This window comes from Pseudoalteromonas sp. CO325X, from assembly GCF_004208955.1.
GTDB lineage: Bacteria > Pseudomonadota > Gammaproteobacteria > Enterobacterales > Alteromonadaceae > Pseudoalteromonas > Pseudoalteromonas ruthenica.
In genome coordinates, this window is record NZ_SGPG01000001.1 from 1 (window position 1) to 16936 (window position 16936).

Annotated in this window: 13 protein-coding genes and 2 tRNA genes; 14 read left to right on the forward strand and 1 reads right to left on the reverse strand. The window is 48.2% G+C overall.

The features are described from left to right. The first annotated feature begins 6 nt into the window (after nt 1-6). The 5 genes from EXT46_RS00005 (at nt 7) to EXT46_RS00025 (ending at nt 5790) form a co-directional block, all read left to right on the forward strand. Nucleotides 7-82, forward strand: a tRNA-Gly gene (locus EXT46_RS00005). A 68-nt stretch (nt 83-150) separates the two neighbouring features. Beyond that, a tRNA-Gly gene (locus tag EXT46_RS00010) sits at nt 151-226 on the forward strand. A gap of 212 nt (nt 227-438) precedes the next feature. Beyond that, a complete protein-coding gene (locus EXT46_RS00015; protein ID WP_130144432.1) occupies nt 439-2550 on the forward strand; it encodes a methyl-accepting chemotaxis protein in 2112 nt (703 codons plus the stop codon). A 101-nt stretch (nt 2551-2651) separates the two neighbouring features. Continuing rightward, a complete protein-coding gene (locus tag EXT46_RS00020) occupies nt 2652-4637 on the forward strand; it encodes an ATP-binding protein (protein ID WP_240701056.1) in 1986 nt (661 codons plus the stop codon). A gap of 28 nt (nt 4638-4665) precedes the next feature. Continuing rightward, a complete protein-coding gene (locus EXT46_RS00025; protein ID WP_022945607.1) occupies nt 4666-5790 on the forward strand; it encodes a response regulator in 1125 nt (374 codons plus the stop codon). Between the two features lie 26 nt (nt 5791-5816). Here the strand turns inward: EXT46_RS00025 and queG are convergent, their stop codons facing one another. Continuing rightward, complete coding sequence (queG, locus tag EXT46_RS00030) at nt 5817-6986, reverse strand: tRNA epoxyqueuosine(34) reductase QueG (RefSeq protein ID WP_130144434.1); 1170 nt, start codon at nt 6984-6986, stop codon at nt 5817-5819. Between the two features lie 11 nt (nt 6987-6997). Here queG and EXT46_RS00035 point away from each other — a divergent pair, with 11 nt between their 5' ends. The 9 genes from EXT46_RS00035 to hflC all read left to right on the forward strand — a co-directional run bounded on the left by EXT46_RS00035 (nt 6998) and on the right by hflC (nt 16891). Beyond that, a complete protein-coding gene (locus EXT46_RS00035) occupies nt 6998-8485 on the forward strand; it encodes an NAD(P)H-hydrate dehydratase (RefSeq protein ID WP_130144436.1) in 1488 nt (495 codons plus the stop codon). Nucleotides 8486-8491: 6 nt separating this feature from the next. Further along, the gene (gene tsaE / locus EXT46_RS00040) at nt 8492-8962 is read left to right on the forward strand and encodes a tRNA (adenosine(37)-N6)-threonylcarbamoyltransferase complex ATPase subunit type 1 TsaE (protein WP_026111201.1); all 471 of its coding nucleotides are present in this window, start codon (nt 8492-8494) and stop codon (nt 8960-8962) included. Further along, nucleotides 8955-10295, forward strand: coding sequence for an N-acetylmuramoyl-L-alanine amidase (locus EXT46_RS00045; protein WP_130144438.1), 1341 nt, complete (start codon nt 8955-8957; stop codon nt 10293-10295). Before tsaE ends, EXT46_RS00045 begins: the two co-directional genes overlap by 8 nt. A gap of 9 nt (nt 10296-10304) precedes the next feature. Next, a complete protein-coding gene (gene mutL / locus EXT46_RS00050) occupies nt 10305-12119 on the forward strand; it encodes a DNA mismatch repair endonuclease MutL (protein WP_130144440.1) in 1815 nt (604 codons plus the stop codon). Nucleotides 12120-12124: 5 nt separating this feature from the next. Then, nucleotides 12125-13042 (forward strand): tRNA (adenosine(37)-N6)-dimethylallyltransferase MiaA, encoded by a 918-nt coding sequence (gene miaA, locus EXT46_RS00055; RefSeq protein WP_130144442.1) that lies wholly within the window; start codon nt 12125-12127, stop codon nt 13040-13042. A 78-nt stretch (nt 13043-13120) separates the two neighbouring features. Next, nucleotides 13121-13381 (forward strand): RNA chaperone Hfq, encoded by a 261-nt coding sequence (gene hfq, locus EXT46_RS00060; protein ID WP_022945614.1) that lies wholly within the window; start codon nt 13121-13123, stop codon nt 13379-13381. Between the two features lie 19 nt (nt 13382-13400). Continuing rightward, on the forward strand, nt 13401-14684 hold the full coding sequence (hflX, locus tag EXT46_RS00065; protein WP_022945615.1) for a ribosome rescue GTPase HflX: 1284 nt from the start codon (nt 13401-13403) through the stop codon (nt 14682-14684). A 147-nt stretch (nt 14685-14831) separates the two neighbouring features. Further along, entirely contained in the window at nt 14832-16010 is a 1179-nt protein-coding gene (gene hflK, locus EXT46_RS00070) for an FtsH protease activity modulator HflK (protein WP_022945616.1), read from the forward strand. A 2-nt stretch (nt 16011-16012) separates the two neighbouring features. Then, nucleotides 16013-16891: a protease modulator HflC gene (gene hflC, locus EXT46_RS00075; RefSeq protein WP_022945617.1), complete on the forward strand. Its 879-nt coding sequence runs from the start codon at nt 16013-16015 to the stop codon at nt 16889-16891. Nucleotides 16892-16936: the final 45 nt, after the last annotated feature.

Here is a 16936-nt window from a genome sequence, read left to right on the forward strand (position 1 = left end):
TATGAAGCGGCACTAGCTCAGCTGGTAGAGCGCAACCTTGCCAAGGTTGAGGTCACGAGTTCGAACCTCGTGTGCCGCTCCAAACTTTTACTGTTGTTACTAACAGTTTGCAGCCCAAGCTCAGCTGCGCAACCCCGAGCAAACTATGAAGCGGCACTAGCTCAGCTGGTAGAGCGCAACCTTGCCAAGGTTGAGGTCACGAGTTCGAACCTCGTGTGCCGCTCCAATTCACTGAACACTCTCAAAACTCAGTTTTATTCCCACATGTATCGCGTATAAAGCATGCAGCCAAGCTGGCATAGTTGATGTATTAAACCGCAGTGGCCATGACTGCATGTATTTTGGTGCTCTTTTGTGCATCACCTCGTGATAGCGGTTTCCTATTTTGGCTGGCTCGACTAAGCTTTATCTCAGGTTCGTTCAAAAGGTAAAGAAGTAATGCGAAATCAGTCCCTTGCTAAAAAACTCTTACTTGCTAGTTGTGGTGCCTTATTGGTCACTGTATTGCTGCTTATTGGTATTTTATGGTGGCAGTTGGAGCAAAGTAATAGCGCCGTTTCCAGTGAATCCAGGGTGCTTGTGCGCCAAGAGGTTGAGGATAAGCTGTTGGCTAAGGCCGGCTTAGATGGTGAGAAAATCCTCGGTTTTATCAATGAAGCCTATCGAATTCCTTATACTCTAGCTGGGATCCTTGGGCGCACCAAAAATCAGCCTTTGGAGCGAAGTGCAGTCGAGCAAATAGACCGAGCGGTATTGGCTCAAAATGAACTGGTATCATCCATTTACACGCAGTTTGAAGACAACGCTTATGATGGTCTAGACAATCAATTTACCAGCGGCCACCAGCATTCCGTACCCGGACATGGCTCCTTAGAGATTTACATGATCCGTAATGAAGACGGCTCTATTGAACAACAAGTGGTGGAAGATGCAAGCGAAAAGCACATCGATACTATCAATGATATGGGGCTGCGCGAGGCCGAATGGTATCTATGTGCGAAAGATACACTCAAACCCTGTTTAATGGAGCCCTATCTTTATGAGATTTCGCCAGGGTATTCCGAGATGATGACCTCGCTGACCGCTCCCATCGTTCACCAAGGACGTTTTTTAGGCGTAGCCGGGGTTGATTTAAACCTACCTATTTTTCAGAAAATCACTGAGCAGCTCTCGGCGAACCTCTATCAAGGCCAAAGCAAGGTGTCGCTAATCAGCTCAATGGGCTTGGTGGTGGGCAGTAGCCATTACACCGAACAGTTAGGAAAACCATTTGCTGAGGTGGTGGATAAACCACTGATGGCGGCTATAAAGAGCAGCACAGCAAGCGTTGAGCTGGTGGATGACGCATTCGTTGTTAATTACCCCCTGGATGTAAAACTAGCCGACTCTACTTGGCGTTTGGTCGTCGAAGTACCTGAGTCACTGGCTATGGCGGGCGCTCAAGAGTTACAGCAGAACTTGGAAGATAATGCTGATGCGCTGAAGTCAGTACTTATTATCGTTGCCATTGTGGTACTTGCAGGCGCTGCGACCATGATGTACTGGCTTACCCGAACCATTGTAGGCCCTATTGATGCCATTCGTATGCGTATGGAAAACTTGGCCAGCGCCGAGGGAGATTTAACACAGTCGCTGAATGTCGATACGCACGCCGAACTTATCGCTTTGGGGAGCGGTTTTAATGCCTTTATCGACAAATTACGTACTCTTATCTCTCAGCTTAAGCAACTCTCATCACAAACCATGGAGCAGGCCGACAGTGCCTCACAAGTGGCCACACAAACCCAAGAAAATGTAGAGAAACAGTTTGCTGAAATTGAGAGTGTGGTGACGGCAATGAACGAAATGAGCTCCACGGCGTTGGAAGTGGCCCGCGCCTCAGAGCAATCAGCACAACAAACGGAAGAAATTAATAAATTAGTGCAAGCCAGTGAGCACAGTTTGTCGCAAGCTGTTGACCAAGTACAAACCATGTCTACGGAGATCAATGATGCCAATGTGGCGGTAGGAAAGGTCGCTTCACGCAGTAATGACATTAACCAGATACTCGATGTGATCCGCACCATTGCCGAGCAAACGAATCTGCTTGCACTGAATGCCGCTATCGAAGCAGCTCGAGCGGGTGAACAAGGACGTGGCTTTGCTGTGGTGGCTGACGAAGTTCGTGCACTGGCGTCGAAAACACGTGCTTCCACAGACGACATCAGCGAGCTCATTACCCGGCTGCAGCAAGAAGTGGGCAGTGCATCAACCATCATAGAGCAGGGTGTCTCACGCGCCGATACCGCTGTATCGCAAACTTCATCCGCGTTTGATGCGCTTCATGAAGTGGTCGAAAAAGTGAATGAAATTACCAATCAAGTGACTCACATAGCCACAGCTGCTGAGGAGCAAAGCTCGGTCACTGAAGAAATCAATCGTAATTTGACGCTCATTTCCGATGCTGCCTCGCACCTGGCCGACTTGGCTCAGCAAACAGGGTCGGGATCGAAAGAGCTTATTGCCTTGGTTGAAGAGCAAGATTCGCAACTGAGTCGTTTGAAAACCTAAGCGTTTCCTCTTTAGGTTCAATGGCTTAAGTTGAATATAAAGTTGCCAACTAGGCAAAAGTACGTCTACGTTTAAACTAGGGTAGAGGGCTTGGTGAAAGCATGGTGAAGCGACGGATATTGATCATAGATGCGACAACAGTACTTGCTATGCGCATTAAGGTACTGCTAGAGCTGCTCGATTGTGAGGTCGAGCTGCTGCACTTTGCTAATTTAGAGGCCATTGAGCCCAGTGACTATGATATGTATATCCTTGCCCATGGCATTCCTATGGCGCTTGCTTGTGACCTCAAACAAGCCCTCAGCGGCTGTAATGTCGCGCTGTTGGCGCCTAAGGCTGAACAAGGTGAAGTATTTGCAAGCTTCGCCGAGCTTAATAAGCTGTTTATACAAGCTCAAGTTATTTATCCCTTTTACGAAAACAAAGAAATCAGTGCGCTTTTAGAAAGCATTTTAGAGATTGACGGACCGCAGTCGATCGCCTTGCCGCAAGTGCTTCATGTGAGTCCGCAAGATAGCCAGGCACATATCCAGCAGTGGCTGACAGGCGCGCACATTAGTGTACTAGGAGCTCACTCTCTTACTCAGGCGTTGGAAATTGCCAACGGAACACATATCGATATTTTGCTCTGTCATTACCAAGTGCAAGGGGATAGTGGCAGTGATGTGTATTTACAAGTTAAGAGGATACAATCACATTGCCGTTGTATCTTGCTTATAAACCAAGGAGATAAAGCAAATTTACTGGAGGTGATCCGCAGCGGTGTGGATGATGTCATTGAGCTGCCAGCGGATCAAAGTATTGTCCTTAAATCGGTGCATAAAGCATGGCAGACAGAGCTCCTCAAACGTAACAACGCGCAGCTACTTGAGCGGTTACAAGACACCGTCGATGCGCTCATTGAAAAAGACAGTTTGTTACGCGTAGTATTCAAAAACACCCCTGACGCAGTCATTTTGTTTGCCCGCGATGGCAGCCTGATTGACGCCAATGATGCAGCGGCGAAGTTACTGAACTTAAATCAAACTGAGCTCGCAAAGCATACCTTGTTTCAATTTTTGAGCCCAAGCTCAGAGCAAACTTTACTGCAAACGATGCGTTCGACAACCAGCTTAAACCAACATAGCTGTGAGCTTGAAGTGCAAACATCGAAGCGCGGGCTGATCCCTATGGTCGGCTCCTTCAGTGAAATTGACTACCACGGTGCGATTGCCTACGCCGTAATCTTTAAAAATGTGACTAACCTAAAAGAGCGCCAAGTATTACTTGAAGAGGCGCGAGATGAGCTCGAAATCCGCGTCAAGGAGCGCACTCGGGAGCTGGAGTTAGCAAAAGACCAGGCGGAAGCCGCAAACCGCAGTAAATCAGAGTTCCTGGCCAATATGTCCCACGAACTGCGCACCCCGATGCATTCAATACTCAGCTTTTCGCGATTTGGGCTCGACAAGTTGAGCAATGGCGAAACGCCCATTGATAAGTTAAGCAAGTATCTCAACCGTATTCATACCAGCGGTGAGCGCTTACTGTCATTACTTAATAACTTACTTGATTTGTCGAAATTAGACGTTGGCAAATTTCCTTTTTGCCCGAGCCGAGCTGATGTTTGTAAGTTGATTGAATCGAGCATTACCGATGTGTCTGGCACGGCGATGGAAAAACACATCAAAATAAAACTCCATGATAACGATGTGAATAGTCACATTGACTGCGATGGTGCGCAAATAACTCAAGTAATAACTAATCTCTTAGGAAATGCGCTTAAATTTAGCACCGAAGGAAGTGACATAGACATTTACTTACATGAGGATGGTGACAACTTGGCAATTCAAGTGGTTGATCATGGAGTGGGTATCCCAGAAAACGAGCTAGAACATGTCTTTGATAAATTCTCCCAAAGTAGCCAAACCAATCGAGGGGCCGGGGGAACAGGTTTAGGATTGGCGATATGCCGTGAGTTTGTGGCGCTGCATCATGGCCGCATTCATGCTAAGCAAAATCCTAAAGGAGGCACTATTATAGAAATAAGCTTGCCAAAAGTTCAGCAAGCACAAGAAACTCAGGCGCCGCCGCATAAGCCGGTAGAATAACAAGCTTGAATAAGGGAAGGTCAATACGATGACAGTGCAACGGGTATTAGCAGTAGATGACGAAGAATATAATCTAGAAATCATTGAAGAAATTCTCGATGATCAGGGGTTTGAGCTGAAAATGGTAGACAGCGGGCCAGCCTGCCTCGCGGTGGTGGGGGAGTTTAAGCCGGATATTATTTTGCTTGATGTCAGTATGCCAGATATGAACGGCTATGATGTCTGTCGCCAACTTAAAGCGAACCCAGAAACCGAAGATATTGTGGTCATGTTTGTATCTGCGCGGGGCACGGTAGAAGAGCGCATGGAGGGTTACGCTGTAGGCGCAGAGGACTACATTGTTAAACCTTTCAGTCACGATGAACTCAAATCAAAGTTGATGAAGCTCAAAGGGTATCTTGATGAGCAAGAAGACTTACAAAAGCAGGTTGACGATGCCACATCCACCGCTTTTAACGCTATGGCTAATAGCAGCGAAATGGGCGAAATCGTCAACTTTGTTGAGCGTATTGGGCAAATTTGGGAGCCCCAAGAGTTAGGCAAAGAACTTCTCAGCTGTTTAAATCGTTTTGGCTTACAGAGTAATGCTGAGTTGCGATTGGATGACGGCGTACAGCACTTCTCATTAAGTGGAGGGTGCTCCCCCATTGTCGTTGAGCTTTTTGACATGCTAAAAACCCGGGGGCGCTTACACGAGTTCTCGCAGCGATTGTTGGTGAACTATGAGAAAGTGAGCTTACTGATCCTGAATATGCCAGAGAAAGAACCCGAGAAGCATGGTCGCATTCGCGATCATGTATGTTTTCTAGTCAGTGTGACTGAGCAGCAACTCACCGCCATTATGACCAAACAAGCGCTGCAAAAGCGCCAAGCGCAGTTGGGGGAGGCGGTATCGCGTATTGAAGCACAATTCCGTGAGCTCATTAGTGCGGTGAATCAAACGCGCAGCGATAATGAAAAAGTGTTTCGCGCGTTACAAGAGGAGCTTGAGGAGCGTATTCCCACTATGGGCTTAGACGATGACCAAGAAGCCTTTATCTATCAAAAGGTAGACGACACCATCCAACGCTCGGTGGCCCGAGAGGAGTCGGTGGAGAACTTGCAGGCGGCATTCTCTCGCATCGAGCAAGATCTCGCTAAATTGCTCAACTAAGATGGTAAAAAGTGAGCGCTCTGAGATTACTCTGCGTCTCTGGGAAGCCCTTTTTGTACGGCGCGGATCAATCGCTGAGTTTTCTTTGTGTGTGCCGTAACTGTCACGCTCAATGCCTCACGCTTTTGTTGTTGCTGCGCAAGTGCCCAATGAATATGCTCTGCAACCAAGTCACTAGCCCCTTTCAACCTAGCCATTAACGCCTTAACAATAGCGTTATCGTAGGGCGCGTTACCTAGGGCAATGGCAATATTACGAAGCCAGCGTTGGTGGCCAATACGACGGATGGGGCTGCCTTCGGTATTAGTTAAAAACGTCTCTTCATCCCAGCTAAATAGCGTCAATAGTGGCTGATCTTTAAGCTGGGCGCGGGCATGGAAGTCAGACTCTGCGGTGATCTCGCCATAACGGTTCCATGGGCAAATTAACTGGCAGTCGTCACAGCCATAAATACGGTTGCCCATCGCTGTTCGGTATTGCTCAGGAATAGCGCCTTTAAGCTCAATGGTTAAATAGGAAATACATTTTCGCGCATCAATCACATAGGGCTCAACGATAGCCCCTGTGGGGCACATGGTCATGCATGCGACGCAACTGCCGCACTCTCCTTGGGTGGCTTGTCGGGTGTCAGGGTCATCAACTGGCAGCGGAATATCCACAAACAGCTCCCCGAGGAAAAACCATGACCCCGCTTGTTTGTCTATCAATAAGCTATGCTTTCCGGTAAAGCCTAAGCCAGCCTTCGCCGCAAGCTGGCGCTCGAGCACCGGGGCGGAGTCAACAAAAGGGCGAAACCCCAAACCTTCAGCAACTTGTGCAATACGCTGGCCGAGCTTTTTTATACGGTTACGCATCAGCTTGTGATAATCGCGGCCCAGAGCATAACGGCTGATATAGGCCAACTGAGGATTTTTCAGGGTGCGGGCAAAGCCCGCGTCTGGGGGTAAATAGTGCATCTTTAACGCGATGACGCGCTGAGTACCCGGTACCAGTTCGTCTGGGCGGGAGCGCTTGGTGCCATGCTCGGCCATAAAGTTCATTTCGCCATGATAGCCAAGCTCAAGCCAACGTTGTAATTGTGCTTCATGAGCACTGAGATCTATGTCACAAATAGCCGCATCGGCAAAGCCAAGCTCGCTCGCCCATTGCTTAATTTGCTGTGCTAGTTCAGGATAATTGATGGTGTTATTCGGCAAAAGTGAAAACCATGGATAGTCATTACAGTACTAATTTACCACAGCTGGTATTTACTCCCCAACAATTGCAGCAATATGAAGCTGCCGCTGCCAAGCACAGCGGAGTGAGTATGCTGGAACTCATGCACCGAGCGGGCAGCACCGTGGCTCATTGGATACAACAACACTACGACAAAAAAAAACGCGTTATTGTGCTTAGTGGAGGCGGTAACAACGCCGGTGATGGCTTTGTGGTCGCCACTGAATTACGCCAACAAGGCTATGATGTTAAGGTCTGGCCGCTGGTCGCTGTGCATACTCTAAAGGGAGATGCCGCAACCATGTATGAGCGCTTTAAACAAAGCGGTGGGGAGTGTGTTCAGGACCCAAATCTACATCATTATCATATAGTGGTGGATGCTATCTTTGGCATTGGCCTTAATCGTGCTTTGCCGGAGCCTATTGCTGATGTATTGGCGAAAGTGAATGCCGCTAAGGTGATGCGTATCGCCATTGACGTCCCCAGCGGGGTCGATGCTCACAGTGCGCAGGTACATAATAATGCCTTTAATGCCCACCATACACTGACGTTTATTGCCCTAAAACAGGGTCTATTGAGCGGTCGAGCTAAAACCCAATGTGGTCACTTATGGTTTGCGCCATTGGCAATAGAACAGGCTTTTTACCGCCAATGTAGTGCAGTGGCTTGCTTGAATGATCATGCATCGATGATGCGCAAGCGGCCAGTTCGAGGCCAAGGCAGTCACAAAAACAATGCCGGTCATGTCTTAGTTGTCGCAGGGGGGCTAGGAATGGCGGGCGCAGCGCGATTAGCCAGTGAAGCGGCACTACGAGCAGGGGCCGGTTTGGTGAGTGTGGCGACCCATCCAGAGAATGTGCAAAACATAAGCCAAGGTTGCTATGAGCTTATGGTTCACGGGGTAACAACTGCTCAGCAACTCACGGCACTACTGGAAAAAGCCAACGTCGTCGTTATTGGGCCTGGGTTAGGGCAATGTCAGTGGGCGCAACAGATGCTCAGCACGGTTCTTGGCTATGAACATAAACGATTAAAAGTACTGGATGCGGATGCATTAAACCTATTGGCACAGCATCCACAGCGACTCTCTGATTGTGTTTTGACGCCGCACCCGAAAGAGGCTGCGCGATTATTACAAAGCTCCGTTACTGAGGTGGAAGCCAATCGCTTCGCCAAGGTGCAGGAGTTGGCGCGTTCATACCAAGCAACAGTGCTGTTGAAAGGTCCGGGGACACTCATTTGTAGCGCTGATAAATTAACAATTAACAGCAGTGGTAGTAACGCACTAGCGAGTGGCGGCATGGGTGATGTATTATCTGGTATAATTGGCGCGTTATTAGCGCAGGGCGTTAGTCTACATGACAGTGCCTGTGTGGGGACTTATGTGCACGGCTTAGCGGCCCAGCAAGTAAGCAGTGAGGGCAGCAAAGGGTTGCTCGCCAGTGATTTATTTCCAGTAATACGAGCTTTAATAGGGTAAGCAATAATGACCATGCGGTTTGACCAATATTTAGCGGATGAGCAAGCAACCGTCGCATTCGGGGCGCAACTAGCTCCACTCATCGCTGACGGTGCGGTGATCTATATGTACGGTGACTTAGGGGCGGGGAAAACCACGCTCACGCGTGGAATCGTGCAAGGGCTGGGTCATAAAGGTAAGGTTAAGAGTCCAACTTATACCTTAGTTGAACCTTATGAGCTAGCACAGGTCAAAGTATATCATTTTGATTTATATCGATTAGCTGACCCAGAAGAGCTCGAATTCATGGGCATTCGGGATTATTTCGATAACCGCGCGGTGTGTATTTTGGAGTGGCCTAGTAAAGGTGAGGGGGTAATTCCTCGCGCTGATTTAGAAATCACGCTAGAGTATACAGGGGAAGCGCGTGAGATCAGTATCGACGCAAAATCTGAGCGTGGTGCTGATGTAGTAACAAAGTTAAAAGGCAATGCTTAAAATAATCATAACCGCAAGCAAGGCAACCTTGTGCGCCGTGTTGCTCCTATGGGCAACAGTGGCGGCAGCTAAAAACACCATAGAAAACGTGCGTGTATGGCCATCACCCGATAGCACGCGGGTGGTGTTTGATATGCAAGAAAAGCCAGACTTTAGCTATTTCATGCTGAAGAATCCTTTACGTCTAGTCGTTGATATCAATAATACTGCGCACCGTAAAGACTACCCAGCAATTGAAAAGAAACACCAAATTGTTGATAAAATCCGTCCTAGCACGCCGAAAAAGTCGGGTTCTACGCGAGTGGTGTTTGAGTTACTCAAAGCCACTAAGCCGGTTATTTTTTCTTTGGCTCCTACCGGGCCGTATAAAGACCGATTAGTCATTGACCTTTACGATAAAAGTGACGGTCAACAAGCCCAAAACATACCAAAAAATAGAGTATTAGAAACCAATCGTGACATTGTTATCGCGATCGATGCGGGTCACGGCGGTGAAGACCCCGGCTCTATAGGTCCAAGCGGCACCTATGAGAAAGACATCACGTTGCAAGTAGCTAAACGCTTAGAGCGATTGATTAATGCCGAGCGGGGCATGCAAGCCTATATGGTTCGCAGCGGAGATTATTACGTCAAACTCAATAACCGCAGCACCAAAGCGCGCAAACGCAAAGCAGACTTTTTAGTGTCAATTCACGCTGATGCCTTTACCAGTCCACAGCCGCGAGGAGCGTCGGTGTGGGTGTTGTCTCTGCGCCGGGCTAATTCAGAAATAGGTAAATGGATTGAGGATAGGGAAAAGCACTCTGAATTACTTGGGGGGGCTGCGGATGCCATTCGCGACACGGCCAGCGAAAAGTATTTAGCACAGACGCTACTCGACATGTCCATGGATCACTCCATGAAAACCGGCTTTAAAGTAGCTGAAGAGGCCATCAAAGAATTACGCAAAGTGGCGAAAATGCATAAACGCTATCCGCAAGCGGCGAGTTTAGCAGTGCTGAAATCGCCAGATATTCCCTCTATCTTGGTGGAAACGGGGTTTATATCCAATCCTCAAGAAGAGCGGTTGCTGAAAACGGCGGCGCACCAAGAAAAACTAGCTAAGGCGGTGTTCAGATCAATTCGTGGTTATTACCGTAATAACCCCCCTGATGACTCGCTCTTTGCAACGATTAAGGCACAAAACCCAACACGACATAAGATTCGTCGCGGTGAGTCGTTAAGTGTCGTGGCGAGTCGTTATGGCGTCTCTGTCGGGGCTATTAAACGTGTCAATAAGCTAAAAACAGACACTGTCTACATTGGCCAAGTGTTAACCATTCCTAATACCTAACGAGCGTATATGAGTATAGCGATATTACCGGCGCGATTAGCTAACCAAATCGCTGCCGGTGAAGTAGTTGAGCGTCCCGCTTCTGTAGTGAAAGAGTTGGTTGAAAACAGCTTAGATGCGGGAGCGACACGTATTCGCGTTGATATTGAACGCGGCGGCCATAAACTGATCCGCATTACCGACAATGGTTCGGGTATTGTCAAAGATGAGCTTACCCTCGCGCTCTCACGCCATGCTACCAGTAAATTAAAAACACTGGATGATTTAGAATGTATTAACTCCTTGGGCTTTCGTGGCGAGGCGCTGGCTTCCATAAGCTCGGTATCGCGATTAACGTTGAAGTCTAAGCCTGCACAGCAAAATGAAGCTTGGCAGGCCTTTGCTGAGGGACGCGATATGGCGGTGCGGGTGCAGCCAACAGCGCATCCTGATGGCACCACCATTGAAGTAAAAGACTTATTTTTCAATACCCCCGCACGGCGCAAATTCTTACGAACCGAAAAAACTGAGTTCAACCATATTGATGAGCTGCTAAAACGCATTGCCTTAAGCCGCTTCGATATTGCCATTACCTTAACTCACAACGCTAAAGTGGTGCGCCAATATCGGCCAGTGTCGGCGGATGATGCGGGTGCAGTAAAGCGTATCGCTCAAGTCGCGGGCAAAGGCTTCGCCAGCCAGGGAATGCATTTACAAAGTGGTGACCAAGGGCTGTATTTGCATGGCTGGATTATGCCTCAGCACACGCAAACAGAGCCGCAGTATACCTATGTTAATGGCCGCATGATGCGCGACAAATTGATTTTACACGCTATTCGTCAAGCCTTTGAAGAACATACTCAACAAGCGCAAGTGCCGGCATTTGTACTTTATCTAGAAGTCGACCCCCGCCAGGTTGATGTTAACGTGCATCCGGCCAAGCATGAGGTGCGCTTCCATCAGGCGCGATTAGTCCATGACTTTATTTTACAGGCGGTGCAACAGCTGGTGGCCAGTGAGCAAACACTCATACCGCAACCCTCGATACCACCAGCAACCGCTGCTCACAGTGACAGTCCTGCTTACCCCAAATCGCAATTGCGTCCTAGTCCTGATAATCAGCAATCGGGGCAGTTTATGGGAACGGCCAGTCGCCCTGGTTCAAGCTATCGAGATTCAGCGCCAGCGAGCATGCGAGCGCACCCTGTTGATGCCCAACGTATTGCTCAAGCGAATCAGTTTTATCAAGGGATCAGTGAAGTACAGGCTCATGAGTTTAATCATGTGGCTGAGTCAGCCCCTGCGCTGCAGTTAGCCGCTGAGAGTGTGTCACTTTTGCCCTTAACAGATGGCCACTGTGCAGTGAGTGTGCAAGGACAGTTGCACCTTAGCCACTGGCGTCAGGTGTTACCGCTGGCTTGGCAGCAGCAACTCGAAGCTGAAGCGCAGCTAAGTAGTCGCGCATTGTTGTTGCCTGTGCGTGTGGCCTTGCAAGATAAGGAGTTGGCGTGTTTGCAGGGACTGCAATCCTGGCTCTCGGTGTTAGGGTTCGATATCCAGCTTGAAAAACAATTTGCCATGGTAAAGCGTCTACCCAGCAGCTTATATGCCAGCGATGCCAAGCGAGTGATTGAGCAGATACTCAGCGCGCAGTTGACGGCTGAAAGTTCACAGCAGGACTTTCTCATGTGGCTTGCGGCATCTACGCCGAGCAATTATTTCAATGGTAATGACTTTGCAACTTGGCAGACACAGTTACAGAATACTCCAGAAATTGTTCAGCAATTACAGCAAAAAGCCGTTAAAATAGAGCTATCCCAATACGTCAGTCAATTAAGTGTTTAAGCCTTGTGAGTTCATTGCCCGTTATCTGTTTAATGGGGCCTACCGCCTCAGGAAAAACCGCCTTAGCCATTGATTTATGCCAACACTTCGATACCGAAGTGATCAGCGTCGATTCCGCCTTGGTGTATAAAGGGATGGACATCGGCACCGCCAAACCTGATGCGCAAGAGCGTGCGTTAGCACCCCATCGACTTATTGACATTGTTGACCCAGCACAGAGCTACTCCATGGCTGACTTTCGCCGCGACGCCCTGGCGCACATCGAACAGCTACACAATCAAGGCAAAGTGCCCTTGTTAGTAGGCGGTACTATGATGTATTTCAAAGGCTTGCTCGAAGGGCTATCGCCACTACCAGAAGCTGATACAGATATTCGAGCTGCCCTCGAAGCCGAAGCAAAAGAGCATGGATGGCCGGCGTTACATCAGCAGTTACAGCAGGTGGACCCGCAGGCAGCGGCGAAAATTAACGCCAATGATTCACAGCGAATTAATCGCGCCTTAGAGGTATACCGTATCAGTGGTAAGAGCATGACTGAACTACAGCAAACTAAGGCACAATCCTTAGGGTTTCCTGTTCATCAATTTGCTATTGCGCCAAGCGATCGTCGCGTTTTGCACCAGCGTATAGAGAAAAGATTCCAAATAATGCTCGAGCAGGGGTTTGAAAACGAAGTTTTGTCCCTATATAACAGGAAGGATTTGCACCCGGATCTGCCTTCTATTCGTTGCGTAGGGTATAGACAAATGTGGGATTACATCGCGGGTGAAATTGATTATGATGAAATGGTTTTTCGTGGAGTAGCTGCTACGCGTCAGTTGGCGAAAAGGCAGTTAACCTGGCTTCGAGGTTGGCAGAATCTAACGTGGCTTGAAAGCGGGGACCAAGAAAACTTGCAACGTATAGTAAGTTCGCTAAGCTAGTATTATTGGGACGTTTTTTTCTTTAGAGTCAGTCCTAAACTAGATACATAATAACACCTAAAACGAAGGAAAATAACAATGGCAAAAGGCCAATCGTTACAAGACCCATTTTTGAATGCGCTACGTCGTGAGCGTATTCCTGTTTCAATTTTTTTAGTTAACGGCATAAAACTGCAAGGCAAGATTCAGTCTTTCGACCAATTTGTCATTTTGTTAGAGAACACTGTAAATCAGATGGTGTATAAGCACGCAATTTCCACTGTTGTGCCAGCCCGAGCAGTGAATTTTCATGGTGCGCAAGGACTCGACGCACCGGAGTCAGAAGAAGGGAATTATTAAATCAGTAGGAGCATAATGCTTGTTTGACCGTTATGAAGCCGGCGAACAGGCAGTCTTAGTTCACATCGAATTTCCCCATGAAGGCGATAGAGAAGATCTTCATGAGTTGGAAATGTTGGTATCTTCTGCAGGTGTTAGCAGTCTGGCGGTTGTGCAAGGCAGTCGCCAGGCACCACACCCGAAGCTTTTCGTCGGCACGGGGAAGGCAGAAGAGATAGCTGAGATTGTCAAATCCCACAACGCAGATGTCATTATATTCAACCACGAATTAAGCCCATCACAAGAGCGCAACTTGGAAAAGTTGTGTCAATGTCGTGTGCTCGACAGAACTGCCCTTATCCTTGATATTTTTGCTCAACGCGCCCGCACCCACGAGGGTAAATTACAAGTTGAATTGGCGCAGCTACGGCACATCTCTACCCGTTTAATACGTGGGTGGACGCACTTAGAAAGACAAAAGGGCGGTATTGGCTTACGCGGCCCCGGTGAGACGCAACTCGAGACCGATAGACGGCTATTACGAGGGCGCATTAAAAGTATTTTAAAGCGTTTAGATAAGGTCGCTAAACAGCGCGAGCAGGGGCGTCGTGCACGTAACCGCAACGAAATCCCGAGTGTCTCTCTGGTTGGCTACACTAACGCTGGGAAATCAACGCTGTTCAATCGCATTACCGAGTCTGAGGTATATGCTGCGGATCAATTGTTCGCGACCTTAGACCCAACACTTAGAAAGCTTGAAGTGCCAGACATCGGTAGTGTTATTTTGGCCGATACCGTAGGTTTTATCCGCCACTTACCGCATGACTTAGTCGCGGCCTTTAAAGCGACGCTGACCGAGACCCGTGAAGCGGATTTACAGCTGCATGTAATCGATGCGGCAGACTCGCGTCGTAAAGAGAATATAGAGCAGGTACAAGAAGTACTAGAAGAGATTGAGGCGAACGAAATACCGCAGCTACTCATCTACAATAAGATTGACCAGCTTGAAGACGTTGAGGCGCGCATTGACCGCGATGATGAAGGCAAACCGATGCGAGTTTGGCTATCGGCGCAGCAAGGTCAAGGAATGGAGCTACTGAAGCAGGCTATTAGTGAGTTACTCGCGAAGCAAATGCTTAATGCCGACTTGCGTGTGCCCCCTTCACAAGGGCGGCTGCGCGGCGCGTTATACAATCTCAATAGCATTAGCTCAGAGGACTTCGATGAGCAAGGAAACTGGCTGCTTAGCGTTAACGTACCAATGAGCGAATGGAATAAATTGAAAAAGGAAATTGGTGAACAAATTGATGGCTATCTTACGTAGTGCATGAAAATGCGCTAAAGTAGCGTCAACCATGATTTTCTTGCGTCAACTTGGGGGCATAAATCTGTCGACTAAGTATGACAACAACGGTAATGCTGCGATAGCATTACCCCTAGCAACAAACATTGATAACTATGGAGTATGGCTATGGCCTGGAACGAGCCGGGTAACAATGGCAACGACAAAGATCCTTGGAACAATAAAGGTGGTCGTGACCAAGGACCGCCAGATTTAGACGAAGTACTGAAAAAGTACAGCGATAAGTTTGGTGGCTTGTTTGGTGGTAAAAAAGGAGGCGGTAACAATAAAAACGGCGGTTTAGGCGGCGTTGGATTGCTTATCGTGCTGGTAATTGCTGCGATCATCTGGGGCCTAAGTGGCTTCTACACCGTCAAAGAAGCCGAGCGAGGTGTGGTACTACAATTCGGTAAGTTTGACCGTATTGCACAGCCCGGTTTACGCTGGAAAGCGACTTTTATCGAGCGTGTTATCCCTGTTGATATTGAGGCAGTGCGTTCGCTGTCTGCTTCCGGTTTTATGCTCACCGAAGATGAAAACGTCGTGAGCGTTGAGTTTGAAGTGCAGTACCGTGTGGTTGACCCTTATCTATACAAGTACAGTGTAACTGACGCTGATCACAGCCTGCAGCAGGCATTGGACAGTGCTCTACGTTATGTTGTGGGTCATTCGCAAATGGACCAAGTACTCACTACAGGTCGTGAAATTGTGCGTCAAAATACCTGGGATGAGCTAAACGACATTATCGAACCATATAACCTTGGCCTGATAGTGACCGACGTGAACTTTAAAGACTCACGCCCACCTGCTGAAGTAAAAGATGCGTTCGATGATGCTATCGCTGCGCAAGAGGATGAAGAGCGCTTTATCCGCGAAGCTGAGGCGTATGCCCGTGAAATTGAGCCACGTGCCCGTGGTCAAGTAACGCGTATGACCCAAGAAGCTGAAGGTTACCGTGAACGCGTTACCTTGGAAGCACAAGGTGAGGTGGCTCGTTTTGAAAAGCTATTGCCTGAATATGCAGCAGCGAAAGATGTGACCCGCCAACGCTTGTATCTAGAGACCATGGAGCAAGTACTAGGCAGCAGCACGAAGGTGCTTGTTGATGTCGAAGGTGGTAACAACATGATGTATCTACCGCTGGACAAACTGCTAGATAAGCATCAGTCAGGGCAAAAAATCACTCTGCCTAGCGCTAATAGCATTCAAGACTTACGCAACAAGTTAGGTGCCAATGCATCGCGTAACAGCCAAGTAAATTCTGGCAATGATCGTTTCTCTAAAGACCGCTTTAACGGAGGAAGATAGCAGTGAGAAATTTTAGTATAATCCTCATTATTGCTGCAGTAGTACTTTCGTTTTCTTCGGTGTTTGTAGTACCAGAAGGGCAGCGCGCTATTGTGTTGTTATTCTCTAAAGTACAAAAAGACGATACCGACAACGCTGTGGTGTATGAGCCAGGCTTGCACTTTAAGGTGCCTTTCGTGGCGCAAGTGCGTAAGCTCGATGCGCGTATTCAAACCTTAGACGGAACCCCGGATCGCTTCGTAACCAGTGAGAAAAAAGACCTTATCGTTGATTCTTACGTGAAGTGGCGAGTACAAAACTTCAGTGATTTTTACCTACGTACCCGTGGCGATAAAAATTACGCTGAAACACTACTAAAGCAAAAAGTAAACAATGGCCTTCGTACCAACTTCGGTGCGCGTACGATCAAAGAAATTGTTTCTGGTGAGCGTAGTGAGTTAATGGAAGAAGCCTTGGTTCAAGCCTCTGAAAGTGCGCGCGAGCTCGGAATTGAAGTCCTTGACGTACGGGTTAAACAAATTAACCTGCCAGACGAGGTGAGTAATTCTATTTACCAACGTATGCGTGCTGAGCGTACCGCTGTAGCGAAAGAGCACCGCTCTGAAGGTCAAGAGAAAGCGGAAGAAATCCGTGCCTCAGTGGACCGTCGGGTGACGGTTATGCTCGCCGATGCTGAGCGTAATGCCCGTTCTGTACGTGGTCAGGGTGATGCACAGGCGGCAAAAATCTACGCCAATGCTTACAACAAAGACCCTGAGTTTTTTGGTTTCTTGCGTAGCTTAGATGCATACAAGAAAACCTTTAAAAACAAGCAAGACGTGATGGTGATTGAGCCTGATGGTGAATTCTTTAAGTACATGAAGAACGCAGAACCACAGTAATCTCGTCATAGTCAGTAATAGCCCCGAGAGCAATCGCCTCGGGGC